Origin of the sequence: Thalassotalea sp. SU-HH00458 (genome assembly GCF_040362795.1) — a bacterium.
In the GTDB taxonomy this organism is placed as follows: domain Bacteria; phylum Pseudomonadota; class Gammaproteobacteria; order Enterobacterales; family Alteromonadaceae; genus Thalassotalea_H; species Thalassotalea_H castellviae.
The window spans coordinates 479,575-504,487 of the sequence record NZ_BAABWW010000002.1; the positions used below are offsets into that span (position 1 = coordinate 479,575).

A 24,913-nucleotide genomic window follows, 5' to 3' on the forward strand; every position below is an offset into this window, starting at 1 on the left:
AAAGCATGGCTGTTTATTTTTCAATATTTTTAGTAGTTCTTACTTCGGTTTGTGGCGTTATTTGGTTATATGACAGATACGTTTTATTACCACAACGTAAGTTAAAATTAGCAACTGCACAAGCGCAGTGTGAGGGAGAACTTAGTGAAGACGTTAAAGAGAAAATCTTAGCGATTCCTGTTTTTATTGATACTCCGGTACAAATTTTTCCGGTTATTGCGTTTGTCTTAATTTTGCGTTCTTTTTTATATGAACCTTTTCAGATCCCATCAGGCTCAATGATGCCAACGTTACTTGACGGGGATTTCATTTTAGTCAATAAGTTTAATTATGGCTTACGTGATCCGGTAGCGCGTAATAAATTTGTTGAGGTAGGATTACCTGAGCGCGGCGATGTTGTGGTGTTTAAATATCCGATAGATACGAAAGTTGATTATATTAAGCGGGTGATAGGTTTGCCTGGCGATCGAATCATTTATCGCAATAAATCGTTATATATCAAATCTGCCTGCACTGAAGCCAAAACAGAATGTAATGAATTCAAACAAGTAGAAACGACCTTTGTGAGTAACGGTGATTACAGTGATGGCAATGTAGAGTTGACTCGCTATACCTCAGCTATGCCTAATAAAACGCATGATATTTTAGTCAATAATCAAATATTGCCACGTACAGCACATTATTATAAACAGTCAGGTTCACAACGGGATGAATTTGTTGTGCCAGAAGGGCATTATTTTGTGATGGGTGATAACCGCGACAATAGTTTAGATGGCCGATTCTGGGGATTTGTTCCTGAAGAAAACTTAGTCGGTGAAGCAGTTTTTATCTGGATGAGTTTTGATTTCGAACGTGATGATTCGAGTTTCTTACCCCGTTGGGTTCCTACAGGAGTCCGCTTTGAACGCTTAGGTAGTATTCATTAATGATAAATAGTAATGCCCTTGCGATTAATCAATTATCTAAAAAACTTGGCTATCGTTTTCAAGAGCCAACTTTATTGATCCAAGCTTTAACCCATCGAAGTGCTAAAGGGGATCATAATGAAAGGCTTGAATTTTTAGGTGATTCTATTTTGGGCTTTGTTATTGCTGAAACACTTTATGATAAATTTCCGCAAGAAAACGAAGGCGATTTAACTCGAATGCGTTCTAGCCTTGTTAAAGGAGTCACGTTGGCAGAAGTGGCGCGTGGTTTTAATTTAGGCGACTATTTAATTTTAGGGCCTGGTGAACTCAAAAGTGGTGGTCATAGAAGAGACTCTATTCTTGAAGATGCGGTAGAAGCTATTATTGGTGCAATATATATTGATTCAGATATGGCGACGTGTAAGTCGCTTATTTTGTCATGGTTTGAACAACGCCTGAATGCTATAAAACCAGGCCAAGCACAAAAAGACCCCAAAACCCGTTTACAAGAATATTTGCAAGGACGAAAAATAGCTTTGCCTATATATGAAGTGATTGATACTACGGGTCAATCCCATAACCAAGAATTTACCGTGCGTTGTACTACTTCAGAAATCGATAATGAAGTAATTACCAAAGGCACAAGTCGCCGTAAAGCGGAACAATCAGCCGCAGAAAAAGTCCTAGAAATTATTTTAGCGAATAATGCCAAAGGTAAACGAACGAGTAAAAAATCATGACACAAAGTACTCATTGCGGACTCATTGCTATTGTAGGTCGCCCTAATGTTGGTAAATCGACTTTATTAAATAGCATGTTAGGTCAAAAAATTAGTATTACTTCGCGCAAACCACAAACAACACGTCATCGTATTTTAGGTATATTAACCGAAGATAATCATCAAGCCGTACTAGTCGATACCCCAGGCTTACATATCGATGAGAAAAAAGCGATTAACCGTTTGATGAATCGTGCGGCAAGTAGTTCTATTGCGGAAGTTGAGCAAATTCTATTTTTAGTGGAAGGCACCCATTGGACTGCGGATGACGAACTTGTTTTAAATAAAGTAAAAAATAGTGGCGCACCGTGCGTTTTAATCATCAATAAAATTGATAATGTGCAAGATAAAGAAGCATTGTTACCGCATTTACAAAAGCTAGGTGAAAAACATAATTTTACTGATATTGTGCCTATCTCAGCGAGTAAAGGGGATAATGTCGATAAAATTCGTGAAATTTGTTTTAAAGCTTTACCTGAAAGTGACTTTTGGTTTTCTGAAGATCACATTACAGATCGCTCAAGTCGATTTATGGCATCTGAAATAATCCGTGAAAAATTAATGCGCTTTACTGGTGATGAATTACCGTATTCAACGACAGTAGAAATAGAGCAATTTAAAGTAGATGAAAAAGGTATTCTACATATTAATGCCTTGATTTTAGTGGAACGTAATAGCCAAAAACGTATGGTTATTGGCAATAAAGGTGAGCGCCTGAAAACCATTGGCCAAGAAGCGCGTAGAGATATGGAGGAAATGTTTGAACAGCAAGTGTTCCTCGAATCTTGGGTGAAAGTAAAATCGGGTTGGGCAGATGATGAAAGAGCCTTGCGCAGCTTAGGTTATGGCGATGATTATTCAGGTTAGATTTGAGTTGTTAATGTAAGCAATGAAAGAGCTTGAGCAACATGCCTTTTTATTACATTCACGACCACTTCGTGATAATCAGGTTATCGCTGAATTTCTCACAGAGTTAAACGGAAAAGTATCTGCAATTGTCTATGTGGGCACTTCTCTAAAATCTAACAAAAAAGCATTATTACAGCCATTTACTCCTTTAATTATTGTCCTAAAAGGTAAAGGCAATTTAAAAACGCTTAATCGTATAGAAGTTAGTAGTAAGTCATTTTTATTGACCAGTGATCACTTATACAGTGGCTTTTATTTAAACGAATTACAAGTACGTTTACTCGGGGAACATGTCCCTTATGAAAACTTATACGGACTGTATAAACATTGTTTAGTCCAGTTGGCGGAAAAAAAATCGATAGAGCCGATATTAAGACGGTTTGAGAATTCCTTATTAGAAGAGCTAGGTTTAACTATTGATTTTTCGGTGCTCAATGAGCAAGATGAACAGTTTTATTACTTACCAGAGCAAGGTTTTATCCCTGTCGTTGAAAACTTAACTCAGCCACGTTATTGCAAAGCGCATTTAGTCGCGATAAATAACCAAGACTTTAGTCATCAGGAAGTAAGAAAAACCTATAAAGTATTAATGCGACAAATTATAAATCATTTACTTGGTGGCAAACCGTTAAATAGTCGCCAATTATTTAAAAAAAGATAGAGAAACATCCATGAGTGATATTTTATTAGGTGTAAATGTAGATCATATAGCAACGTTAAGACAAGCCAGAGGTACCTCTTACCCTGATCCTGTCCATGCTGCGTCTGTAGCAGAGCATGCTGGTGCAGACGGCATCACGATTCATTTACGCGAAGATCGACGTCATATTCAAGACAGAGATGTTTACGTCATGAAAGAAACCTTACAAACACGGATGAATTTAGAAATGGCCGTTACCGATGAAATGCTTGCCATTGCTTGTGAAGTTAAGCCTGTTTTTTGTTGTTTGGTTCCTGAAAAACGTCAAGAACTCACTACAGAAGGGGGCTTAGATGTTGCAGGTCAACAAGCTAAAATTAATCAAGCCGTTCATCAACTTGAGCAAGCCGGTGTACAAACCAGTTTATTTATTGATGCCGATAAAAAACAAATAGATGCTGCTGTTGCAAGTAAAGCACCTTATATTGAAATTCATACCGGTCATTACGCAGATGCTGTTACGGAAACTGAACAACAACAAGCGTTAACGAGACTTATTGAAGGGATCGAATATGCCCATCAGCAAGGCTTGAAAGTAAACGCAGGTCATGGACTTACCTATTTCAATGTTAAACCAATCGCGGCCATTCCTGAAATTATTGAACTTAATATTGGTCATGCGATTATCGCTCGTGCTGCCATTGACGGTTTAGATAAAGCTGTCAGAGATATGAAACAGTTAATGTTAGAAGCTAGAAGAGCATAACTGTATGTCTGTTGTTGGTATTGGTAACGATATCGTACAAATTAAGCGCCTTGCTGCTATGAATGAGCAGGCGTTAGAGCGTTTGGCATTAAGAATATTAACGCCAAACGAATATCGTTATTACAAAACCTTAAAGTTTCACATTTCTTATTTAGCCAAACGATGGGCAGGAAAAGAAGCCGCAGCGAAAGCATTAGGTACTGGAATTGCGGAAGGTGTGTCGTTTCAGCATTTCGAAATTGCATCACTGGCTAGTGGCCAACCCCAATTGATTTTAACTGAAGTTGCATTGAATAAAGCAAAATCACTTCAAGCAAATTCTTGGCATATTTCTTTATCTGATGAAAAAGACTATGCGACGGCTTTTGTTGTTTTATCAAAGTAAATTTCTTGATTTATCAAACACTCATCAACCAGTAACTGTTTTAACCTGCTAAAACCTAAAATTTAAACTATACTGAAATAAATTGTGTATAAAATTTATACGGGTAATGTGTTATGCAGTCACAAAAACTTCCTACCGTTGATCGAAGAAGTGAGGCTCCTGAGCAATCTGTTTGGTGGTCAAAGCTATCTTTAGCACAAAAATTTTCAGCCAGTAGTCTAGGTAAATTTGGTTATGAATTAGCCTTTGTTAGAAATGAGAATGGTAAAAGTATTGCCGTTTTATTATGCAATGGAGGGGTGGCTGTTATTAGTGAAGATGGTGACATTAATACTTCTCCAGATATTAAAATTCGATAATATAGCCAGTATAGATATTACAAGCTTTGACATTATTTGATTTTTATTTAGTCAAGCTTAATCAGAGTCTTGAATACACCATTTTGGTTTTATGAATAATTTTTTTCTAATAATTTATCTATTTCAGCAAATGCTTCATCCGCTAAACTCGACACTCGTTCAATATGTTCAAACAGTTCAAAAAATTCAGGTTCTAAATCATCAATGCCACTACCGCTTTTCAGTTGGGTTTCTATTTGATGTACTATTTTCCCAAGATCAGGTACACCAGTGTAACAGCATGCTCCATTAAGCTTATGAATAAACTCTTTTAATCGGTCAATATCTTGAGCCGTTAAAGCTTCTGATATGGTTAATTTTGTTTCCGGTAAGCTCTCTACTAAACCTTCAAGCATATCTCTTGCTAATTGTGGTTTTCTACCGGCTTTATTCATGGCATCTGGCCAGTTAATAACGGTTGAATGCTCAAATATTTGTACAATAGGATTTTGATTATCTTTAAGTTTGGCTGGTTTTAATGGTTTTTGTGATACCTCAAGTTCGTCAGCAAAGTTATTTTGAATATGACTGACATTTGTAGTGTGACGGCCTAACAGGCGAATATCACAGTATTCATAAATGATATGGCGTAACATGCTTTCATCAATAGGTTTAGTCATGTAAGAGTTAAAGCCCTCTTTAAGCAGTTTGTCTTTTTCATCGCTTAGGGCATGAGCAGTCACGGCTATAATGGGAGTTCGATCATTGAAGGTTTGAGACTTTATATGTTTCAACGCGGAAATCCCATCCATGATTGGCATTTGAATATCCATAAAAATGATCGCGAAATTCTCATTCATACATAACTCTAGAGCTTCTTGACCATCTTTTGCGGTAACTACTTCACGTACTTGTTCTCGTAATAAAGCATTAATAAGTTTTAAGTTTGCTTCATTATCATCAACGGCAAGTACTTTAATATCTATTTTATTTTCTAACACTTCAGTCAGTGAGTGAGCAAAATCAAAATGTTGAGGCGTTAGTGCTTTACAAAGTCTTTCCGGGGTTAATGGTTTACTTAAACAGCTACTTGATCCCACAGCCATTAACGCTTCTTGTAAGTTAGGCGAATTACTATTGATGGCTAAATGAATGGATGGGATGTTCTCTTTGATAGAGACAATCAATTGCTTTAATTCATTTAATGCCGTTGGGGTAATATCATGGGCAATTAATGCAAAGTCGAAGGTATTGCCTTTTGCTAAGGCATTACTAATTTCTTCGAGGCTGATCACCGGAAATACTTTCATATTCCAGCTTTCTAATATTTCACTCGTTGCTATTCTGCTGTGAGTGTGTGGTTCAAAATATAGAATAGTTTTGTTTGCCAATGACGCAGGGTATAAAAAAGCATCGTCTGGAATAGGATTAATTTCACATTGAAAGGTAAACCAAAAGGTTGAACCATTTTTTTCATCACTGATAAAATTAATTTCCCCCTTCATTTCTTTTACGAGCCGTTGTGAAATCACTAACCCTAGGCCTGTACCACCATATAAACGTGTCACGCTTTGATCTGCTTGCCCAAAAGCTTCAAATATAGACGCTTGTTGAGAAGTATTCATACCAATCCCGGTATCATTGACCGTTACTTTTAACGTGGCTTTATTTTCATCAACATCGGCTTTATCGATATCAATATTAACACAACCTTTATCGGTAAATTTAATTGCGTTGCTCGCTAAATTAATGATGACTTGTTTAATGCGCATAGCATCGCCAATTAACGAATCAGGTATTTGCGGTGCAATTCTTAAAGAAAGTTCTATATTCTTTTTATGCGCACCAGGCGCTAATAATGTAATGGTTTCTTCTACCGTTTCTCGCATTGAAAAAGGAATTTTTTCAATGACCATTTTACCTGCATCTAGCTTTGAAAAATCAAGAATGTCGTTGATGATTGCTAATAAATTCGCGGCAGAACGTTCAATCGTTTGTAAATAATCGCGTTGGGTATCTGATAATGGGGTTTTTAACACCTGTCGAGTAAAACCGATCACGCCATTTAACGGCGTTCTTAATTCATGACTCATGTTCGCTAGAAACTCAGATTTTACTTTATTGGCTTCTTGCGCCTTTCGCTTGGCAATATCTAACTCAACGTTTTGAATTTCAAATTGCTCAAGGCTTTCTCTTAAATCAATGGTGGCTTGATCGATACTTTGTTGCATCTCATCATGATAATCTCCTAAGGATTCCGCCATGGCATTCACACCATTTTTAAGAAAATTTAATTCACCAATTAGTTGGCCAGTAACACGGCTTTCCAGCTTACCTTCTCGTATGCGGTCAACTGCTTGCACCATAGAAGTAATAGGACGTGTAAAGCTTTTAATAAGTCTTGTTGAGAAAAAGGCACTGATCAAAACGCCAAATAACGCTATTGCATAAGCCATCATGATCTGACTTTGCTGAGCAAGTTTGATGTGATTCTTATTGATTTGCATGGCAATGTAACCAACGATAACTTGAGCCGATGAAGTAGTAGAGATCACTTCATCATCACTTTTTTCATCAATAATGGGAGTGCGAAAAATAATGTAATCGTCCGTAAATACAGAAGAAGTGGTTAACGGAATTTGTTCGCCAGCATCAATACGCATCAGTTCAGTATCACCATTGTAGGCACTAGCAACAAGTACCTGATTATCTTTCGAAAAAATGGTTATACTTTTAATAATCGAAGATTGGGTACGATGGGTAAAACCCACTAAATGTCTTAATTTTTCTCTGTCAGTATTAATAACGGCTTCTGTGGTTGCTATCGCTAGAGGTTCAATAATACTTCGAGCACGATCACTTAGGTGGGTATTTAGCTCAACATAACGGCTATAAGAAAAATAACTAGCAATACTAAAACCAATGATAGTAGTCGGTACTATTGTTAGTAAAATAACCCAGTCTTTTAGGCTTAATTTATACATTTAATGTGAGACTCTTAATGCCAAGATTTCGTGAAGATTTTTAGTATAATTGGCATTATAATGGCACATCAGCAAGTAAATTTATAGCGCTTAACAATAGGTCTCAATTTTTGTGGCAAATTTCTTTAAAGTAACCCCGAAAACCCAAAAATTGGGTCAACAATGCACCGTAAATATTTCTCGTTTAGATGCTAATGGATGTGGAGTTGCTCACTATCAACAAAAAAACATTTTTATTGATGGCGCATTGCCTTCAGAAACCGTGGTGGCTAAAGTCATTGAACAAAAAAGTAAATACTATCGCGGTAAACTGGTTGAAATAGTCACAGCGGCAGAACATCGGGTAAAACCGAGATGTCAGCACTTTGCTCGTTGTGGTGGTTGCGATATACAGCATTTGGCATCTGAAGAGCAATTGTCATTTAAACAGCAAAAAATTACCGAACTCTTTGCCCGAAATGAAGTTATTCAAGGGAGGCAGTCAAACAATCAATCGTTGAAAATAAAGCGTGAACTGCCATGGCAGACACCGATAACCGATAAAGAATGGCATTATCGCCGTAAAGCTCGTATTGGTGTGCAATATAATAAAAAAGGCCAAGCAACTATTGGTTTTAGACAAAAGGCCAGTAATCAATTAGTGGCGATTAAAACATGCCCTGTGTTAGTTGAGCCATTCGATTCGCTATTTCATTCACTAAATGTACTTATTGCAGCCGTATCAGGTAAAAACCCCATTGGACATATTGAAATCATTGCTTCTAATGTTAATACGTTGATAATTAGACAATTAGTAAAAATGTCAGTACAAGATCGAGCGCTTTGGTTGGTCTTTGCTCAACAACATCAATGCCAAATTATGGTGGATGATGGGCAGTCAATTTTACCGCTAACCACTTGTGAAGAATTAAGTTATCAAATTGATACTGATATCAACATCACATTTAATCCGGATAATTTTATTCAGGTAAACCATCAAATAAACACTAAAATGGTTGCTATGGCCATGGCATGGTTAGCCTTAACACCGCAAGATACTGTCCTTGATTTATTTTGTGGGTTAGGCAATTTTAGTTTACCACTGGCGAAAAGAGTTAACAGGGTTGTAGGTGTCGAAGGTGTTGATGAAATGGTTGTGCAAGCACAACAAAACGCTCAAGCAAATCAATTAACGAATTGTCAATTTTATCAAGCAGATCTCAATAATGATTGGCAGTCTTACCCTTGGAAAAATGAAACCTATACCAAAGTGTTGATCGATCCTGCCCGTGCTGGCGCTTATAAAGCGATAGCTCAACTGGTAAAATTAAAAATACCGCAGTTGTTGTATGTAAGTTGTGATCCCGCAACGTTAGCAAAAGATAGTCAACTTTTATTAAGCCAAGGCTATAAAATTGAAAAAATTTCTTTAATCGATATGTTTTCACACACAAAGCATATTGAGACTATGGTATTGTTTGTTCGTTAACTTTTTCTTTATTTCTACAATAGTAAAAACACAGGATGTCGCATGGTTTCGGTTCGAAAATCTCATCAAATGACCCAAACAAGTTTTGAGCAATGGTTATTATCACTTGAAATCAGCAAAGAGAAATGTCAAATACTAGAAAACATCTGGTCTGAAAATAAAGTTCATCATGAAATAGATGAGCAATGTCAGACAAAATCGCTAGAAATGGTTGAAATTCTTGCAAGCCTTAACCTCGATAAAGACTCGTTAGCTGCCGCTTTTTTGATCCCATTAATTGAATATGACTACATCTCGTTAACTTATGTTGAAGAGCAATATTCCAATTCTGTTTTTCTATTATGCAAAGGCGTTGCACAAATGGAGGCAATTAAAGCTTTACGACAAAGTCAGTCAAATAAAGTCTCTGTAAATCAGGTAGATAACATTCGTAAAATGTTACTTGCTATGGTTGAAGATGTGCGTGCTGTGGTGATTAAATTAGCTGAACGTTTATGTCAGTTACGACTTGTAAAAAATACCGATGAAGAGTCCCGCGTTATTGTCGCCAAAGAAACCGCTAATATTTACGCACCATTAGCGAATAGATTAGGTATTGGCCAGTTAAAGTGGGAATTAGAAGATATCTCATTCCGTTATTTACATCCAAGTGTTTACAAAAAAATAGCCAAATTATTGGATGAAAAACGTTTAGATCGTGAACAGTACATGGTTGATTTTGTGAGTAATCTGTCTCAGCAATTAGCGGATTTAAATATTCAGGGGGAAGTCTATGGTCGCCCTAAACATATTTATAGTATCTGGAAAAAAATGCAGCAAAAATCACTGGATTTTGAGCAATTATATGACGTGAGAGCGGTTCGTATCGTTGTTGAAAAACTACAAGACTGTTATGGCGCATTAGGAATTGTTCATACTAATTGGCAGCATTTACCGAAAGAGTTTGATGATTATGTTGCCACACCAAAACCTAACGGTTATCAGTCGATACATACAGTGGTTTTGGGACCAGAAGGTAAATCTGTTGAAGTACAAATTAGAACGAAGCAAATGCATGATGATGCCGAATTAGGTGTCGCGGCACATTGGCGATATAAAGAAGGCTCGGCGCACGGAAAAACCAGCGGTTTTGATGAAAAAGTCAGTTGGCTTCGCAAAATTTTACAATGGCAAGAAGATGTTACTGAAAGTGGCGAACTTATTGAAGAGCTTCGCAGCCAAGTGTTTGAAGACCGAATTTATGTGTTTACACCCAATGGTGATGTTGTTGACTTACCTAATGGATCAACGCCACTAGATTTTGCCTACTACATTCACTCAAATGTTGGTCATTGTTGTATTGGCGCTAAAGTATTTGGTCGGATAGTACCTTTTACGTATCGCCTTAAAACTGGTGATAAAATTGAAATATTAACCAGTAAAACGCCTAATCCAAGTCGTGATTGGTTAAACCCTAATTTACATTATATTCATGCGCCTAGAGCTCGAGCAAAAGTGCAACACTTTTTTAAACTTCAAGATCGAGATAAACATCTTGCGCAAGGCAAAGACTTACTCGAACAAGAGTTATTGAAGCATGATTTAATGCAGGTTGATTTATTGTCAACCAGTAAACGTTTCAATATTAAAACCGTCGATGATTTATATGTAGCCATTGGCTCTGGTCATGCGCGATTGCAGCAAGTGGTTAATCATCTTCTTTTAGAAAATGAAAAGTCACAACCTCCTGTTGAGTTAGATCCACAAAGTTTAGTCAAGCCACAGTACCATCAAGCTAAAAGCGCCGTTGATGCAAATGGTATAACGGTTTCAGGAGTCGGGAATTTACTCACGCATATGGCAAAATGTTGTCATCCGGTACCGGGTGATGAAATTATGGGCTTTATTACCCAAGGACGTGGGATCTCAGTTCATCAAGCAGATTGTGAACAATTAGCTAATTCACTTACACAACAGCCAGAGCGTGAGATTGAAGTGCAATGGGGGGAAAACCCAACACAACATTATCAAGTGACGGTGAAGCTTGTTTGCGTAGATAGACAAGGGTTAGTGCGAGACATCTCGACGATTATCGCCAATGAAAGGGTAAGCATTATGGGGATGGAAAGTCGTTCAGATCATAGTAACCAAACTGTTATTATGTCGTTAACCATAGAAATAGCGAATAATGAAATGCTCACCCGCTTGATCAGTAAGCTATTACAACTTGACGATATTATTGAAGCGAAACGATTATAGCTATTTGAATATCATCAGTGAATGAGAAAATTTTTACATGTTAAATGATAAACCTTCCATCGAAAAACTTCGCTGGATCATGGCCGAACTTCGTGATCCTGAAACCGGTTGTCCATGGGACCTTAAACAAACTTTTGCCACTATTGTTCCTCATACGATTGAAGAAGCTTATGAAGTAGCTGATGCTGTGACAGAGGCGGTTGAACAGAATGATTTTAGTGAATTAGAAAAAGAGTTAGGTGACTTACTCTTTCAAGTGATTTTTTATAGCCAATTGGGTAATGAACAAAAAAAGTTTGATTTCGACAGTGTATTAGCGGCAATTTGTGAAAAGTTAATCCGTCGTCATCCTCATGTTTTTGCGAATGAGCAGTTAACCACTGAGGATGAAATAAAACAAAATTGGGAGAATGAAAAAGCTAAAGAGCGTCAGAGCCGAAATCAAAATGCTAACATCAGTATTTTAGCTGACATTCCTAAAAATTTACCGGCGCTTTCGCAAGCGGCTAAAATTCAAAAACGTTGCTCTCATGTCGGTTTTGACTGGCATGATATTCACGATGTTTTCGCTAAAATAGAAGAAGAAGTGAATGAAGTTAAAGAAGAGCTTGTTGGTGATCAGCAAGGCTTAGCAGAAGAATTAGGCGACTTAATGTTTGCGGTAGTGAATTTATGTCGGCATGCAAAACAAGATCCCGAACACTTGTTAAGAAAAGCAAATCAAAAATTCACTAAGCGCTTTCATGGTGTGGAAAGACAAGTGGCAAACTCAGGTAAAACGTTCGAACAGCATCAACTTGCTACATTGGAACAATTTTGGCAAAACGTAAAAAAATCAGAAAAATAATTATCTAGGATATATAAAAGATCACACAATGGTGTTTTATAGAGAGCGTCTTGCTATGGTTAGACCAGTTGACAACCACTTACAGTCGTAGTTAGATGGGTAACATCAGCGACTATCAAACGAGTTTTTTGTGATCCATTCTTTATTTATCTTCATCCGTCGATATGTCAATCGACTTATTAACATTCCATTGCCACAACTCATCAGTGGTCCAGAGGAGTTAGGTCAAGCGGCTAAAATATTAAAAGATGTAAACAGAAACAATACCTTTATTGTTACTGATAGCACTCTTGTTCGTTTAGGGATCGTGAAAAAATTGACTGATTATCTAGATAAAGCTCAGCTACATTATGTGGTTTTTGAAGAGGTAACTCCTGATCCAACTATTGCGGTAATTGAACATGGGGTCAGTTTATATCAGCAAAATCAATGTGACAGTGTGATTGTTCTTGGTGGTGGTTCTGTCATTGATTGTGGTAAAGCAATAGCCGCTTCGGTGGTTAAAAATAAAAATATTCAAAGGTTATCGGGATTATTTAAGGTGCGTAAAAAACTACCGCCATTTATTGCTATTCCAACTACTGCAGGTACTGGCTCCGAAGCGACCTTAGTTGCCGTAATAACAGACCCGAGTAAAAAACAAAAATTTACAGTGATAGATCCATGCTTGGTTCCTCATTACGCGATTATCGATCCGCTATTGATGGTTGGCTTACCGGCAAAGATTACGGCTGAAACCGGTATAGACGCGTTAACACATGCCGTTGAATCATATATTGGTTTACATGGGACGACGCAAACTAAATCATACAGTTTAGAGGCGATACAACGCATTTTTACCTATCTGCCCCAAGCGTATCAACAAGGTGGAAATTTAACCGCTCGAGCAGAAATGTCATTGGCAAGTTATTATGCTGGCGTAGCATTTACTCGCACTTCCATTGGTTATGTGCATGCTATTGCGCATCAGTTAGGCGGTTTTTATCATATACCTCATGGCTTAGCTAACGCGGTATTATTACCTCATGTGTTAAGTTTTTCATGTGAAAAAGCGTATCAACAATATGCACAGATAGCTTATCATTTAGGGATAGCAAAACAGCATGAAAATGAAGCCGAAGCTGCTCAATTGTTTATTCAAGCGGTTAAAGCATTAAATAATACCTTGAATATTCAAAAGACATTTTCTGAACTTAAAGAGCAAGATATTCCATTATTAGCCAAGCGTGCGATTAAAGAAGCATATTGTGAATATCCTGTCCCTAAGCAAATGACTACCACTGAATGTGAACAAATATTATTAAAGTTATTAGACGAATAAAAAAAGCACCGTAAAGGTGCTTTTAAAAACGTCATTTTATGACTCAAAAAGAAAAATTGTTTTACTCTTCGGGCAATTCAGCGTTGTGATAAACGTTTTGTACATCGTCGCAATCATCTAACATAGCAATGAATTTTTCAAAGTTAGCAGTATCTTCTTCGCCGGTAATCTCGGTATATGTTTGCGGAACCCAAGTGATTTCTTCAACTTCAAGATCATATTCTGGCATGCTGTTGGCAAATTCTGTTTTGATCTTAAAAAATTCGGTATGTGGCGCGTGAACAGTAATAATGCCGTCTTCTAATTCAACATCAGTTACATCAATATCAGCCATCATCAGGTTTTCTAATACTGACTCGTCATCTTCGCCTTTAAAAGCAAACACTGCTTGATGATCAAACATATGTGAAACAGTGCCGGTAGAACCAATTTTAGAATTCGTTTTTGTAAAACATTGACGAACATCTTTTATGGTACGGTTACCATTGTCAGTTAAACAATCGATGATCACCATACAGTTACCAGGCCCAAAACCTTCATAACGAGCTTCAGCATAATCTTCTCCACCCGCACCTGATGCTTTTTTTATTGCATTTTCAATAACATGAGTAGGTACTTGGTCTTTTTTCGCTTTGTCGATCAAACCACGTAACGCTAAGTTTCCGTCAGGATCTAATCCGCCATTTTTAGCGCAAACATAAATTGCTTTTCCGTATTTAGAATAGACTTTAGTTTTAGCGCCAGCGGTTTTGGCCATTGATAATTTACGGTTTTGGTAAGCTCTGCCCATCTTAAATTTTTCTCATGTTCTCTAAAAATTAACTTGGCTAGATTCTAACAGTGTATTAATTGGCTTTCTAGTGCTGTAAAAGAGATAGGATAAATTAATGAATTGTTAATTGTTGCTTCATCGGGGGATTATTCGTGTGAAGGTGTAGGGTGTAACATTGAGGCTTCACTGTTACACCCAATCACGTTTCTCATAAACATTCTCTATTTAGTATTTTGCTGTCGGTTTGCACCTAGAGTATTCATTTGCAGTTTTTCAATATTCCATTGCGATAAAGATAAATGACTGACTTGGTAACAAAATAGAAATATGCGTTCAAATTGTATTTTTAAGTCTTTCATGATTGTTCCTTAATCTGCTGCCACAGTATCTAAACCAGCGGAAGTAGTCATGCTTGTTGATGATTTAAAATAAGCAAGGTTATCTAAAATAATAGAATTTTCAGATAAAGACTTTGCTGTTAATAAATCTTCATAAGCACTGTAGCTTTCATTGTTTAAATGTTTGGCGATACTACGGTTGCTATATGCTAATGCTTTTAATAATTTACCATGACGACCACGAGTAGCGTTGACAGATAAAGAATCGATTGCTTTAGTACAAGACTCTTCGGCTTTTTCAAATTTATACGTTTTGATTTGTGCTGCACATAAGTTCATTGCATGGTTAAAATCGATGGTTTCTTTCATCTCTATGTCTTTCATACCATTTGCATAATCGCCAGCGACAATTTTATCTGCACCAGTTGTATGTTTAACTACAGCAACTTTAAATTTTTCTGCGCTGTCGAATGCAAATGTAGTACTGCTACACAATAGTAACAATGAGGGTAATGTTTTTGAAACGAGTGAGTTAAGTTTCATGATTTTGTCCTTTTCATTAAAGTTAGAAGTTAATGTCAATGTTGTTGACGGTTGTTACTTTAAGAAAAAGGTTGATGGCTGACAAACGACAAAATTACAGCCATCAATTGAAATTAATTCACTTATAAAGAAAACTCTTGTTTTATCCAAGTGGCAAAGCTATCAAGCTCACTCCCTTCGTTGATACTTTCATGCCTAATTAAAAAGTATTTATCATTGGTGACGAGTTCATGATCAAATAATTTCACTAATAATTGTTCACTAAACCATGATTTACTCATAGGTAAAGGAACCAGTGCGATTCCCATGCCTTGCTGTGCCGCTCTAGCAACACCAAACATGCTGTCAAATTGAATAATTTGCTTTGGATCGAAATCTTCTATGTCTACTCTGTCAGCCCACTGATGCCAAGACCAAGGGCGAGATTGATGAAGAATTAACGGCACTTCTTTTAAGGCGTCGTAGCCTAAACTTGACCATTTTTTATATAAACTTTTATTGCACGCAGGAGCATAGCGAATCGGAAATAGCTCATGAACAATACTGCCATTAGGCTTACCATTAGCTAATACTATCGAAAGCTCGGCTGGAATATTGGTTTGATTTGCCGATTTGACGGTTTCCAATTGTAAGTTGATGGTTGGATTTTCTTCCGTCCAAACACTCAATTTTGGAATAAACAATTCACTGGCAAAAAATTCCGGTAATGTGATAGTGATGGTTTTGTTTTCTTCTGTGGCCGTAAACCTACCTATGGTAGCTTCTAACTCTTGAATGATAGGTTGTACGGCATTGTAAAACTTCTTACCTGAGGTGGTTAATTTTATCGCGCGAGTTTGTCGCTCAAATAGGGTAAAGCCTATTTGTTCTTCTAATTGTTTTATCTGGTGACTAACAGCCGAAGGTGTTAAAAATAGCTGTGAAGCTGCATGTTTGAAACTTAAACATTTGGCTGCGATACAAAAAGATCGCAGTCCGCGGATAGGTGTTTGAATAGCCATTAATGAATACTTTTGATGATCCCAATCCACCTACAGCAAATGTTAGACCAGTAATGCCAGTCTTTAATTTTTTTGTACTCATTACGGTTTGTCTGGGTTATATACGTTTTTTATCTATATTATAAAAATAGTTGGTGCAAATATAACCATAAACTTTGGATTGCTTGCCCTGTTTTGGTGCTATGTATTGTATTGGTGCAAAGCGATGGTGCAGTGTTGTAAAATGAAAAGTTGTTTTTTATTCACTATTGTTAAATGTATAAATGACAGGTAGAAAAAAAGGGTGCGAAAAACGCACCCTTAACATCAAACAAATGTTTAAAAATTTAGAAATCTGGGGAGATTCCGAAAACAAGTTCATCATATGGTAACCCGATGTCTTGGACAAACGAGATAAAATCACCTGATAGATTAATTTAATTAACTTGTTCATAAATAAACCATAAATCCTAACATTCACGCTGCCTTGCCTATACACATTAATAAAATTCTTTTATTAACTTTAAGAAGGATTCAAAGTTTATTGGCCGACTGTATAAAAAGCCCTGCACAGAATTGCAGGCATTATTTTTAAGAAATTTTAATTGCTCTTCGGTTTCTACGCCTTCAGCGGTAACACCTAAATTGAGATTATGTGCCATAGCAATCACAGCTCTAACTATGGCTTTATCATTATCGTCAACCACGATATCTTTAACAAAGGATTGATCTATCTTGACAAAATCTAAAGGAAGCCTTTTAAGATAAGCTAATGAGCTATAGCCAGTACCAAAATCATCAACAGATACGCTCATGCCTATTGCTCTTATTTTACTTAATAATTTTTCAGCTATTGCATAATCATTGACTAAAACGCCTTCAGTAACTTCAAACTCTAATAAGTCAGGTTCAATGTTATATTCTTTTATACAATTATGAATAAAAGAAAATAAATTTTCTTCAATGACTTGAGAGGGAGATAAATTGATAGAAATTTTTATGTTATAGCCATGTTTATTCAATTGTTTGACTAATTCACAAGCTGATTTAATGACCCAATGACCAATCGCGTTTATTAATTCGCTTTTTTCTGCTTCCGGAATAAATTGAATTGGAGAAATAAGACCTTTTTCTGGATGATTCCATCTTATTAACGCTTCAGCTTTATAAATAGAGTTTTGTTCTAAGTTAACAATTGGTTGTAAATACAATTCAAATTGGTGGTGCTTGATGGCATCTCTGAGCTCTTTTTCTAATTCAATAATATGCAATGAAGCATCTTGCAATGATTGAGAATAAAATTGTATGGAATTCTTGTTATTTTTATCTTTGCCGCTGTATGCACTTAAATCGACAAATTTCATGAGTTCTTCAACGCTATTGGCATCTTTTGGATAATTCGCCGCACCTACACTTACACTGATAGAATAGGGTTCACCTTTTGTACTGATAAAGGGTTTGTATGTACAAGCAAATATTTTATCAAGTCTTTTTTTACAGTCGTGTTGATTATCAATATCAGACAAAATAATGGCAAATTCATCACCACCAATACGGGCTAAATAGTCGTTATTATTTAACGTTGCAGTGATCCTTTCACTTAACTCGATCAATAATTTATCGCCATCATCATGTCCATAATATTCATTATGAGAACGAAAATTATTGATATCTAAATACAATAAGTAAAAAGGCTTGTGTTCATTGGTCTGTCGTTCAAGTTTTTGCCAAAAAGAAAAACGGTTAGGTAATTCAGTGAGCATATCTTGGAGTGCAAGCTGTTCATTTTTTTGCACTAAATGCTTAATGTTGGTGACGTCATTGGTGAAAATTATCCAGTTATTGACTTCATTAAGCTCAGTTTTTACGGGATATAAGGCTATTTTTAACCATTTTAATGTCGAAGGAGGTGATATCCAACAAAGTTCGCCATCCCATCCTGATTTGGTGTTCATAATACGGTCAAACTCAGGCAATTGGCTTTTCATTAAGTTAAAAATAATATCAATGGGCTTTTCATCATGTTCGAGGGCTTGACGTCGTTGTTCAAATAATGAATAAGTTGATGAGTTTTCGATAAGTGTTTGTAATGAACTATCGGTAATAATAACGGAAAAACCTGCATTTTCTATCGCTTTCGTTAATGCAATTAATATATCTCCTTGCTGCTCCGGTTTTTTCAGAATGGTAAGTAAACGAGAATGTAAATATTCATTTTGCTCGATTAGCCGATCGTTGGATAATAATAATTCTCGGGCAGATTGTAAGGTATTTTGTTTGCTCTTAAATTCTTCAGCTAAGCTCGTTATCAATAATATATTTTTATCGTTGTGTCTTATTGCTGTGGCTTCAAGGTGTAGTTCTTTTTGATTGTCGGTTACTTCGGTCCAAAAACCTGATTTAAGGGTATTGTTGCGATTACCTTGCCATACTTGTTGTGCATCAATTAAAAAGTCTTGTAAAAATGGCGTGTGATCATCAATAAAAATGGTGTCTTGTTGATGTAATAATGGAAATAAATCAAAAGCCCACTGGCTATTTCCGGCGATACGTTGCACTTCTCCTGTATCACAGTTGGTAACTTCAAAAATTACCTGTTGCAAAGAATTAAGTACGCTGAGTAAAGTTGCATGCATGTTATTACTCCTGAAGCGTAAGCTCGGCAATTGCTTGGAACATTTCTTCTACTTTACTGCCAGTTTTAGCGCTGGTATTAAAGTGAGCGTTAAATAACGATTGATATTGTTTTGTTTTACTATCTTCTAAATGCCAGTTTGCTTGTAAATCACTTTTATTAATGGCGAGAATTGCCGGGACATTATTGGCTTTTCTCGCTAACGCATGGATTTCAAGCCCCTCGATTAAAGAGGTATTTCTCGTTTGATCTACTACGATGATATAAGCAGCAGCTCCCCGTAAATACTTATCTTGAAAAACATTGTAGCGGTCATATCCCTCAACATCCCATAACATTAATTGAACTTCTTGTTGAGCCACATTGACAACTTTTTTATCAACTTTCACGCCAATAGATGTCAGGTATTTTTCATTAAAAATACCTTCAACGTATTGCTTAACCAAACTGGTTTTACCGACGCTAGATGCCCCTAAAAGGCATATCTTTTTTTGAATCAAAATCCATCTCTTTATTAAGTTGTTATTAATGTTGTTATCTAATTATGCCAATTAACTGTGATAAACCTATCAACCCATTAACCATTGCATTAGTTAGTTGTATGCTCAACATAGATAATATTAAACATAACCTTTCTCGCGGTGTTTTTCACATCTTTTATGTTGATTTGTCCAATACCTGTGACATACATTTGTTCTCTTTTTAACCCTAGTTTAGTTAAAGCTAAGGCGGTATTTTCAGCTCGTTTTAAGCTAAGTGCATTATTTGTAATGACATTACCCGTATTATCACTACAGCCCATAATGATCAAACCCACACTTTTGTTAAGTTGGCTAGCTAACAAACTTAGCTGAGTAACTTGTTGTTTTAGCAACTGTAAATCGTCTGTCATTGACGCATTGACTTGAGCATCACCGCTATCAAAACTTAATTGGATACTGGCTATTTTACCGACTAACGCTTTGAATACTTGCTGATTAATGCTAACTGATTCGGCAAGTGGACGACTGTTTGTAAGTGTTAATTCTTTCTCGTTTAATTCGTTTGGTTTTAATCCTATTTCAACCAGTTTAGACGTTAATTGTTGATGATTAGTGTAATCTAACTGTCCGTATAAGTTTAGTTGGTCATTCTGCCAATCAAAAGTAATTTGAGGGTATTTCTGTAGGACTTCTTCGATACGTATTTTTATTAACTCTGGTGACAATGAGTAATATCTTCGCTCTTTTAATGTTACATTTTCGAAAGGTATTTTCTGTAATTCAAACCATTTCTGTACAGATAAAGCACTAGGATCACGCATTAAGTCTAAAGAGATCAGCTGTTTTGAGTGTACCTCAAGGTTTTTCACCACAATACCAGCTTCATGATCAATCGCTATAATCTGCTGATGTAACTTATCAAGTTTGTACCAATTAAGTGATTTAAAGCCGATAAATAAAATGGATATAGCCATAATAAACCAAGCAAACCATGGTTTTCTTCTGTTTGAGGTTTGTTCCGGTTTTTCTTCGGTTAATAAGCAGTCATTTAATTGTGTATCGACATTTTCAAAAGGAGCATTATCGCCATTAAATTGCTGAAATTCTTGTTGATATAAGTGGTGAACTTCTTCAAGGGTAAGTTGCAATTGTTCATTAAGTGATTGCGGAGGTGTTCCTGAAACTGCCGCGACAATGATGGCACTAGGCCCAGGTTTAATTAATAAATTGAAATTATCAGTACTTACCGTCTGTAACTGTTCTTTGACGCCATTATCATCAAGTTGAAATGAGTCGCCTACAAAATCATTAATGGCGGTAAGCATTGAAGAAATTAACTCAGCATCGTTTTGACTTTGTTGATCTAAGTTAACCGCTTTTAAGAGCAAACCTGTTTCCTGATGGATCAGAAAAATGTGTTCAACACGATAATTATAAGTTTGCGAAACGACATATTGTGTAAAACTAACACCTGCCTGCCAAGCTTTAAAACGCCATGTTAAGCCTTTTATTGTAAAACTGTGTTCAATTAATTGGTTTGTTCTCTCGATAAAATTAGACAGAAAAGCACCGACAGATTTTCGCACTAAGCTGCCCATCAGAGGATAAAGTGAACTGATTAAACGATCGCTATGATGCGTTACTGAGTGCTCTACAGAGTTTTCTACAATGGGTAAGAGTACTTTTTTTATTGAATCGTCTTTTTTCTGTCTGTCATGAAAAGCTTCTGTTAGCACATTTGAAACTATGCTTCGAGCATCTTTATTTACGGCGTCGGTGATCCGCTGATTATCTTGACCTAGAATGATGTGTCTAAGCTGTTCTAGCTCTTGTTGTGACTCTTGGTCTGACACTGAAGTATCTTTTGGCATTATAACTGGTCATCTTCCAAGTTAGTTGCCATAGTCGCAAGCAACTTGGCCAATGTTTTTCTATCTGTTTTTGAAGACGTTAATTCATTTGAGACTTCTTCTAAATGTGTTTTCAATTGGCTAATTTGTTGATCAAAATTATTGGAAAGGGTAGAGCTTTCATTATCAAGCGATTGATTTAAATCTTTAAAATCTTGTTGAGTAGCACTAGCAAACATTTCATGTTCAGAATATAAACTGTCTAAGGATTTTTGTAGATTCGCCTCGTTATCATCGTGAGATTTATCAATGAAAGCGATTCGTTCATCGATTTCTAATTGTTTAGTTTCAACTGTTTTTTGAAATGAAGAGATTTTATTTGCTAATCGTTGTTCAAGCGAGTTGATTGATTTCTCCATTTCGCTTTTCAATGCCGCTAGTTGCGCCATAAGCTTTTGCTCTGCCGCGCCAAAAACAATGGTCCTTAATTGAGTTAGTTCATCCATAGAAGCGCTATCATTATTCGAAGCGGTAGCAGCATGTTTTTTATTCGCCATAGTAATATCCCTTTCAAGCCATTTTATTATTAAAATAAGTGTAACAGTTATCTTAAATATTGCCTGAAAGTAGAGAAATTATTTCCTATAAACCAATAGTTTGAATTGATTTCACTGGTAACCTTGCTAGATTTTTTACTTGATTTAATTAAGTGATGTAAATTGTTTGTTAGCGATTATAGTTTGAAAAATAAAGCCTTAAGACAATAAAATGTCTTTTTTCAGCGTAGATTAGGATTAAATTTTGTTTAAATTCTGGTTGACCACTTAGTTAACAATCAGCTGGTAATTTTTATTATCAATTTTGTTAAAAAATAGTTACATTTCGTTAAATTTTTATGATAGCTTATCGGAAAAAGGAGCTATTAAACTTTATAAATCATAAGATTAATATAGTAATTTTGATCTTGATTTTGGTCATAAAGATAACGGATTTATCACACACTAATTTTAAAGATAAACCTGAAATAGCTGGATAAAAGAATGCAATATAAATTAATGTTAATGGTAGTGTTCGGTGTACTTCTTAATAGTGGTAATACTAAAAATGCAGAGGCCGCTTTAATACAATCAGATTATCTAACTTTAGGAGATAATTTAGCGGTATACGATGAAGACACTGATTTAACATGGTTGGATTTGTCGGTAACGGATGGAAAAGCTTATGAAAGCGCCTTAATTCCTCATCATGAAAAGGGATTCAATTATGCGAAATCAAGCCATGTTACTCAATTATTCTTAAACTTTTTTGGCGAGACAGTGTCGTATAATTCTCCTGGTTACAGTACAGGTAATAATTTATTAGCTCAAGAATTCTCAACTCTATTTGGGCTCACCAGCGCTAGCTCATCTTTTGGCTTTTTCTTTGATAACGAAAATAAATTTTCATTATTTGGCGTGACGTTAGGAGGAGGGAAGTTATATGCCCCAGATTTTCCTGTCGATTATAATAAGTATTATGATATTGGTAATTCAGGAGTTGGCACTTATTTAGTAAAACAAGGTCGTATTAGTTTTGATGAACCGGTAATAACTGCATTTTCGCCGAGAGTTGCTGTGCCAGAGCCTGCGAGTTTGCTTATTTTTATTTTTGGGAGTTTAGGATTGTTCGTTAATCGACGAATGTCATCACATAGTGACTGATATAGATTCACTTTTCAGTCATGTTACTAACTAAATAGGTCACTTAATCTAAAAGGTATACTGATTTAATAGATAGATAAACCGAGTTCGTTAGCAAATCCTGATATTAAATTCATACCAACAACGGAGTTGCCAAATTTATTCAAAGGTGGACTCCATGAGCAAATAACACCATAGTTTGGAATGATGGCTATTATCCCTCCACCGACACCGCTTTTGGCCGGTAAACCAACTGAAAATGCAAACTCACCTGATTGATCATACATACCGCTGGTCGACAAAATAGCGTTAATTCTATGTGAATCTTGCCGAGTACATATTTGTTCATTTGTTCTAGGATCAACGCCTTTATTCGCTAAAAATAACAAACTTTGTGCTAACTGATGGCAATTCATTGAAATTGAACATTGAGTAAAATAGTGACTAAGTACTTCTGGCACTTCAGCTTCAATATTACCAAAACTTTTCATCAGATAAGTTAAAGCGGCATTTCGATTACCGTGAATTAATTCAGATTGATAAACGTTTTGGTCGATATATATATTTTCATCATTGGCTAAATGACGCATAAAACTTAGGAAAGCAAGTTTACTCGATGAATAATGGCTGGCTAGAACATCCGCTACTAATAAAGCGCCGGCATTGATCACAGGATTTCTCGGAATACCTTTTTCCCATTCTAGCTGGATAATTGAGTTAAACGGCTGACCTGATGGTTCCATTCTGACACGTTGCCATAATGAATCACCTAATCGGTTCATTGCCATGACTAAACCAAACACTTTTGAAATGCTTTGTATGGAAAACGGCGCTTGGATATCGCCCGCGCCAACTAATTTACCATCAAGGGTGGCGACAGAAATTGCCATTAATTCAGGGGAGACAGTTGCTAAGGCAGGAATGTAATCTGCAACTTTACCTTCTCGATAAAGACCTTGTTGTGAAGCTATTAATTTATCGAGCGTTTTTGCTAAATTTTTTGGTATTGAGGTCATTTATATCACTGCAATTTTACGATTTGTTTACCGGTGAAATTACCTGATATTTGTTTCTCTAACGCTCTAGAAATACATACATCATTAAAGTCGACAATGAATTGCTCAGGCGGAATTATTTTACCATCAGCAACATTTTCGAGTAATAATTTACTCATAAAACTCATATGTTGTTGTGCGCACAGGCTGTTAGCTAACCATGCCCCACCTAAAGACACAATACTGATATTAGGAGCTTTTCTAAACATTAATTCTGGCGCAAGTACTGGCAAGGTTTTTAAACACGCAATTCGGCCACAAAATCGCATTAATTCAATATTTCTCACGGTTGTTTCGCCGCCGATAGAATCGATTACAGCGTCAAATCCTTGTGGGCCTAAAGTTGCTCTAATGTTTTCACAAAGTTTTTTGTCATGATAATCAAAAACAGCATCGGCGCCTAATTTTTTCACTAATTTATGGTTGTGTTTCGATGCCGTCGTAAAAACATCTGCTCCACGTTGTTTGGCAAATTGAATTGCAAACTGACCTACCGCACCTGCTCCAGCCTCGATAAAAATGGTATCGCCTTCAGAAATTTGTATTTTATTTAAGGCGATAAGCGCAGACATTCCGGCACAGGGGAGGGTAGCCGCCGTACTTGAGGGGACACCGTCTGGAATTACCGATACAGAATAGTTTGGCACTTTAGCATATTCACTCAACACCCCTTGTTGAGCAAGACTTGAATGCCACATAATACGGTCACCAATGCTTGGGAATAACCCTTTGTTTGCTTGTACGACAATACCAACGGCATCTAAACCAATAGTATGTGGGTATTGCCATTTACAAAAACCTGCTTTAGCAAATTGGGCATCTAATGGATTTAAGCCCACATATTCAATTTTTACCAAAACTTCATTTTCATCGCACTGCGGCAATGCTAATTCAGCTGTTGATAATTGCATTTGCTCATTGGGTTTTTCCAAGACAATGGCTTTCATTGTCTTGGGTAACTCGCCAAGTTGTATTGATTCGTTCAACGCCATTTTAA

At 36.4% G+C, this 24,913-nt stretch carries 23 protein-coding genes; 12 read left to right on the plus strand and 11 right to left on the minus strand.

What is annotated here, in order from left to right:
* Positions 1–5: 5 nt before the first annotated feature.
* The 7 genes from lepB to ABXH06_RS05090 all read left to right on the plus strand — a co-directional run bounded on the left by lepB (position 6) and on the right by ABXH06_RS05090 (position 4,745).
* Entirely contained in the window at positions 6–926 is a 921-nt protein-coding gene (gene lepB, locus ABXH06_RS05060; protein ID WP_311579836.1) for a signal peptidase I, read from the plus strand.
* The gene (gene rnc / locus ABXH06_RS05065) at positions 926–1,648 is read left to right on the plus strand and encodes a ribonuclease III (protein WP_311579839.1); all 723 of its coding nucleotides are present in this window, start codon (positions 926–928) and stop codon (positions 1,646–1,648) included. Before lepB ends, rnc begins: the two co-directional genes overlap by 1 nt.
* A complete protein-coding gene (gene era / locus ABXH06_RS05070; protein ID WP_311579842.1) occupies positions 1,645–2,553 on the plus strand; it encodes a GTPase Era in 909 nt (302 codons plus the stop codon). Before rnc ends, era begins: the two co-directional genes overlap by 4 nt.
* Positions 2,554–2,575: 22 nt before the next feature.
* Complete coding sequence (recO, locus tag ABXH06_RS05075; RefSeq protein ID WP_353517493.1) at positions 2,576–3,256, plus strand: DNA repair protein RecO; 681 nt, start codon at positions 2,576–2,578, stop codon at positions 3,254–3,256.
* 10 nt (positions 3,257–3,266) lie between these two features.
* On the plus strand, positions 3,267–4,001 hold the full coding sequence (pdxJ, locus tag ABXH06_RS05080) for a pyridoxine 5'-phosphate synthase (protein WP_353517494.1): 735 nt from the start codon (positions 3,267–3,269) through the stop codon (positions 3,999–4,001).
* A 4-nt stretch (positions 4,002–4,005) separates the two neighbouring features.
* Complete coding sequence (acpS, locus tag ABXH06_RS05085; protein WP_311579852.1) at positions 4,006–4,386, plus strand: holo-ACP synthase; 381 nt, start codon at positions 4,006–4,008, stop codon at positions 4,384–4,386.
* Positions 4,387–4,499: 113 nt separating this feature from the next.
* Positions 4,500–4,745: a hypothetical protein gene (locus ABXH06_RS05090; RefSeq protein WP_311579855.1), complete on the plus strand. Its 246-nt coding sequence runs from the start codon at positions 4,500–4,502 to the stop codon at positions 4,743–4,745.
* Between the two features lie 89 nt (positions 4,746–4,834).
* Here the strand turns inward: ABXH06_RS05090 and barA are convergent, their stop codons facing one another.
* Positions 4,835–7,708 (minus strand): two-component sensor histidine kinase BarA, encoded by a 2,874-nt coding sequence (gene barA / locus ABXH06_RS05095; protein WP_311579858.1) that lies wholly within the window; start codon positions 7,706–7,708, stop codon positions 4,835–4,837.
* Between the two features lie 112 nt (positions 7,709–7,820).
* Between barA and rlmD the strand changes: the two genes are divergently transcribed.
* The 4 genes from rlmD (at position 7,821) to ABXH06_RS05115 (ending at position 13,582) form a co-directional block, all read left to right on the plus strand.
* Entirely contained in the window at positions 7,821–9,176 is a 1,356-nt protein-coding gene (gene rlmD / locus ABXH06_RS05100) for a 23S rRNA (uracil(1939)-C(5))-methyltransferase RlmD (protein WP_353517495.1), read from the plus strand.
* A 42-nt stretch (positions 9,177–9,218) separates the two neighbouring features.
* A complete protein-coding gene (relA, locus tag ABXH06_RS05105; protein WP_353517496.1) occupies positions 9,219–11,414 on the plus strand; it encodes a GTP diphosphokinase in 2,196 nt (731 codons plus the stop codon).
* Positions 11,415–11,451: 37 nt separating this feature from the next.
* Entirely contained in the window at positions 11,452–12,261 is an 810-nt protein-coding gene (mazG, locus tag ABXH06_RS05110; protein ID WP_311579866.1) for a nucleoside triphosphate pyrophosphohydrolase, read from the plus strand.
* A gap of 130 nt (positions 12,262–12,391) precedes the next feature.
* A complete protein-coding gene (locus ABXH06_RS05115; RefSeq protein ID WP_353517497.1) occupies positions 12,392–13,582 on the plus strand; it encodes an iron-containing alcohol dehydrogenase in 1,191 nt (396 codons plus the stop codon).
* 61 nt (positions 13,583–13,643) lie between these two features.
* On the opposite strand, the gene ABXH06_RS05120 is transcribed toward ABXH06_RS05115, so the two are convergent.
* The 8 genes from ABXH06_RS05120 to ABXH06_RS05155 form a co-directional block, all read right to left on the minus strand.
* The gene (locus ABXH06_RS05120) at positions 13,644–14,372 is read right to left on the minus strand and encodes a YebC/PmpR family DNA-binding transcriptional regulator (protein ID WP_353517498.1); all 729 of its coding nucleotides are present in this window, start codon (positions 14,370–14,372) and stop codon (positions 13,644–13,646) included.
* A gap of 203 nt (positions 14,373–14,575) precedes the next feature.
* Positions 14,576–14,713 (minus strand): hypothetical protein, encoded by a 138-nt coding sequence (locus ABXH06_RS05125; protein ID WP_311579875.1) that lies wholly within the window; start codon positions 14,711–14,713, stop codon positions 14,576–14,578.
* 9 nt (positions 14,714–14,722) lie between these two features.
* Entirely contained in the window at positions 14,723–15,235 is a 513-nt protein-coding gene (locus ABXH06_RS05130; protein WP_353517499.1) for a hypothetical protein, read from the minus strand.
* Between the two features lie 122 nt (positions 15,236–15,357).
* Positions 15,358–16,230, minus strand: a complete 873-nt coding sequence (locus tag ABXH06_RS05135) for a LysR family transcriptional regulator (protein WP_311580355.1) — start codon at positions 16,228–16,230, stop codon at positions 15,358–15,360.
* Positions 16,231–16,715: 485 nt separating this feature from the next.
* On the minus strand, positions 16,716–18,851 hold the full coding sequence (locus ABXH06_RS05140) for a putative bifunctional diguanylate cyclase/phosphodiesterase (RefSeq protein WP_353517500.1): 2,136 nt from the start codon (positions 18,849–18,851) through the stop codon (positions 16,716–16,718).
* 4 nt (positions 18,852–18,855) lie between these two features.
* Entirely contained in the window at positions 18,856–19,350 is a 495-nt protein-coding gene (locus ABXH06_RS05145; protein ID WP_311579884.1) for a Rab family GTPase, read from the minus strand.
* Between the two features lie 89 nt (positions 19,351–19,439).
* The gene (locus ABXH06_RS05150) at positions 19,440–21,203 is read right to left on the minus strand and encodes an OmpA family protein (RefSeq protein WP_311579887.1); all 1,764 of its coding nucleotides are present in this window, start codon (positions 21,201–21,203) and stop codon (positions 19,440–19,442) included.
* Entirely contained in the window at positions 21,203–21,739 is a 537-nt protein-coding gene (locus ABXH06_RS05155; protein ID WP_311579889.1) for a hypothetical protein, read from the minus strand. Before ABXH06_RS05155 ends, ABXH06_RS05150 begins: the two co-directional genes overlap by 1 nt.
* Positions 21,740–22,222: 483 nt before the next feature.
* Between ABXH06_RS05155 and ABXH06_RS05160 the strand changes: the two genes are divergently transcribed.
* Positions 22,223–22,882, plus strand: coding sequence for a PEP-CTERM sorting domain-containing protein (locus ABXH06_RS05160; protein WP_311579892.1), 660 nt, complete (start codon positions 22,223–22,225; stop codon positions 22,880–22,882).
* Positions 22,883–22,947: 65 nt separating this feature from the next.
* On the opposite strand, the gene ABXH06_RS05165 is transcribed toward ABXH06_RS05160, so the two are convergent.
* The gene (locus tag ABXH06_RS05165; RefSeq protein WP_311579896.1) at positions 22,948–23,877 is read right to left on the minus strand and encodes a glutaminase; all 930 of its coding nucleotides are present in this window, start codon (positions 23,875–23,877) and stop codon (positions 22,948–22,950) included.
* Positions 23,878–23,882: 5 nt separating this feature from the next.
* Positions 23,883–24,908 (minus strand): zinc-binding dehydrogenase, encoded by a 1,026-nt coding sequence (locus tag ABXH06_RS05170; protein WP_311579899.1) that lies wholly within the window; start codon positions 24,906–24,908, stop codon positions 23,883–23,885.
* Positions 24,909–24,913: the final 5 nt, after the last annotated feature.

What these genes read in the sequence shown, in the direction of transcription:
- ABXH06_RS05125 (WP_311579875.1), bottom strand. Translation starts at nt 14,713, where the DNA reads ATGAAAGACTTAAAAATACAATTTGAACGCATATTTCTATTTTGTTAC.
- ABXH06_RS05155 (WP_311579889.1), bottom strand. Translation starts at nt 21,739, where the DNA reads ATGGCGAATAAAAAACATGCTGCTACCGCTTCGAATAATGATAGCGCT.
- rnc (WP_311579839.1), top strand. Translation starts at nt 926, where the DNA reads ATGATAAATAGTAATGCCCTTGCGATTAATCAATTATCTAAAAAACTT.
- ABXH06_RS05160 (WP_311579892.1), top strand. Translation starts at nt 22,223, where the DNA reads ATGCAATATAAATTAATGTTAATGGTAGTGTTCGGTGTACTTCTTAAT.
- barA (WP_311579858.1), bottom strand. Translation starts at nt 7,708, where the DNA reads ATGTATAAATTAAGCCTAAAAGACTGGGTTATTTTACTAACAATAGTA.
- recO (WP_353517493.1), top strand. Translation starts at nt 2,576, where the DNA reads ATGAAAGAGCTTGAGCAACATGCCTTTTTATTACATTCACGACCACTT.
- acpS (WP_311579852.1), top strand. Translation starts at nt 4,006, where the DNA reads ATGTCTGTTGTTGGTATTGGTAACGATATCGTACAAATTAAGCGCCTT.
- lepB (WP_311579836.1), top strand. Translation starts at nt 6, where the DNA reads ATGGCTGTTTATTTTTCAATATTTTTAGTAGTTCTTACTTCGGTTTGT.
- ABXH06_RS05140 (WP_353517500.1), bottom strand. Translation starts at nt 18,851, where the DNA reads ATGCATGCAACTTTACTCAGCGTACTTAATTCTTTGCAACAGGTAATT.
- pdxJ (WP_353517494.1), top strand. Translation starts at nt 3,267, where the DNA reads ATGAGTGATATTTTATTAGGTGTAAATGTAGATCATATAGCAACGTTA.
- ABXH06_RS05120 (WP_353517498.1), bottom strand. Translation starts at nt 14,372, where the DNA reads ATGGGCAGAGCTTACCAAAACCGTAAATTATCAATGGCCAAAACCGCT.
- mazG (WP_311579866.1), top strand. Translation starts at nt 11,452, where the DNA reads ATGTTAAATGATAAACCTTCCATCGAAAAACTTCGCTGGATCATGGCC.
- ABXH06_RS05090 (WP_311579855.1), top strand. Translation starts at nt 4,500, where the DNA reads ATGCAGTCACAAAAACTTCCTACCGTTGATCGAAGAAGTGAGGCTCCT.
- era (WP_311579842.1), top strand. Translation starts at nt 1,645, where the DNA reads ATGACACAAAGTACTCATTGCGGACTCATTGCTATTGTAGGTCGCCCT.
- ABXH06_RS05170 (WP_311579899.1), bottom strand. Translation starts at nt 24,908, where the DNA reads ATGGCGTTGAACGAATCAATACAACTTGGCGAGTTACCCAAGACAATG.
- ABXH06_RS05165 (WP_311579896.1), bottom strand. Translation starts at nt 23,877, where the DNA reads ATGACCTCAATACCAAAAAATTTAGCAAAAACGCTCGATAAATTAATA.
- relA (WP_353517496.1), top strand. Translation starts at nt 9,219, where the DNA reads ATGGTTTCGGTTCGAAAATCTCATCAAATGACCCAAACAAGTTTTGAG.
- ABXH06_RS05150 (WP_311579887.1), bottom strand. Translation starts at nt 21,203, where the DNA reads ATGCCAAAAGATACTTCAGTGTCAGACCAAGAGTCACAACAAGAGCTA.
- ABXH06_RS05130 (WP_353517499.1), bottom strand. Translation starts at nt 15,235, where the DNA reads ATGAAACTTAACTCACTCGTTTCAAAAACATTACCCTCATTGTTACTA.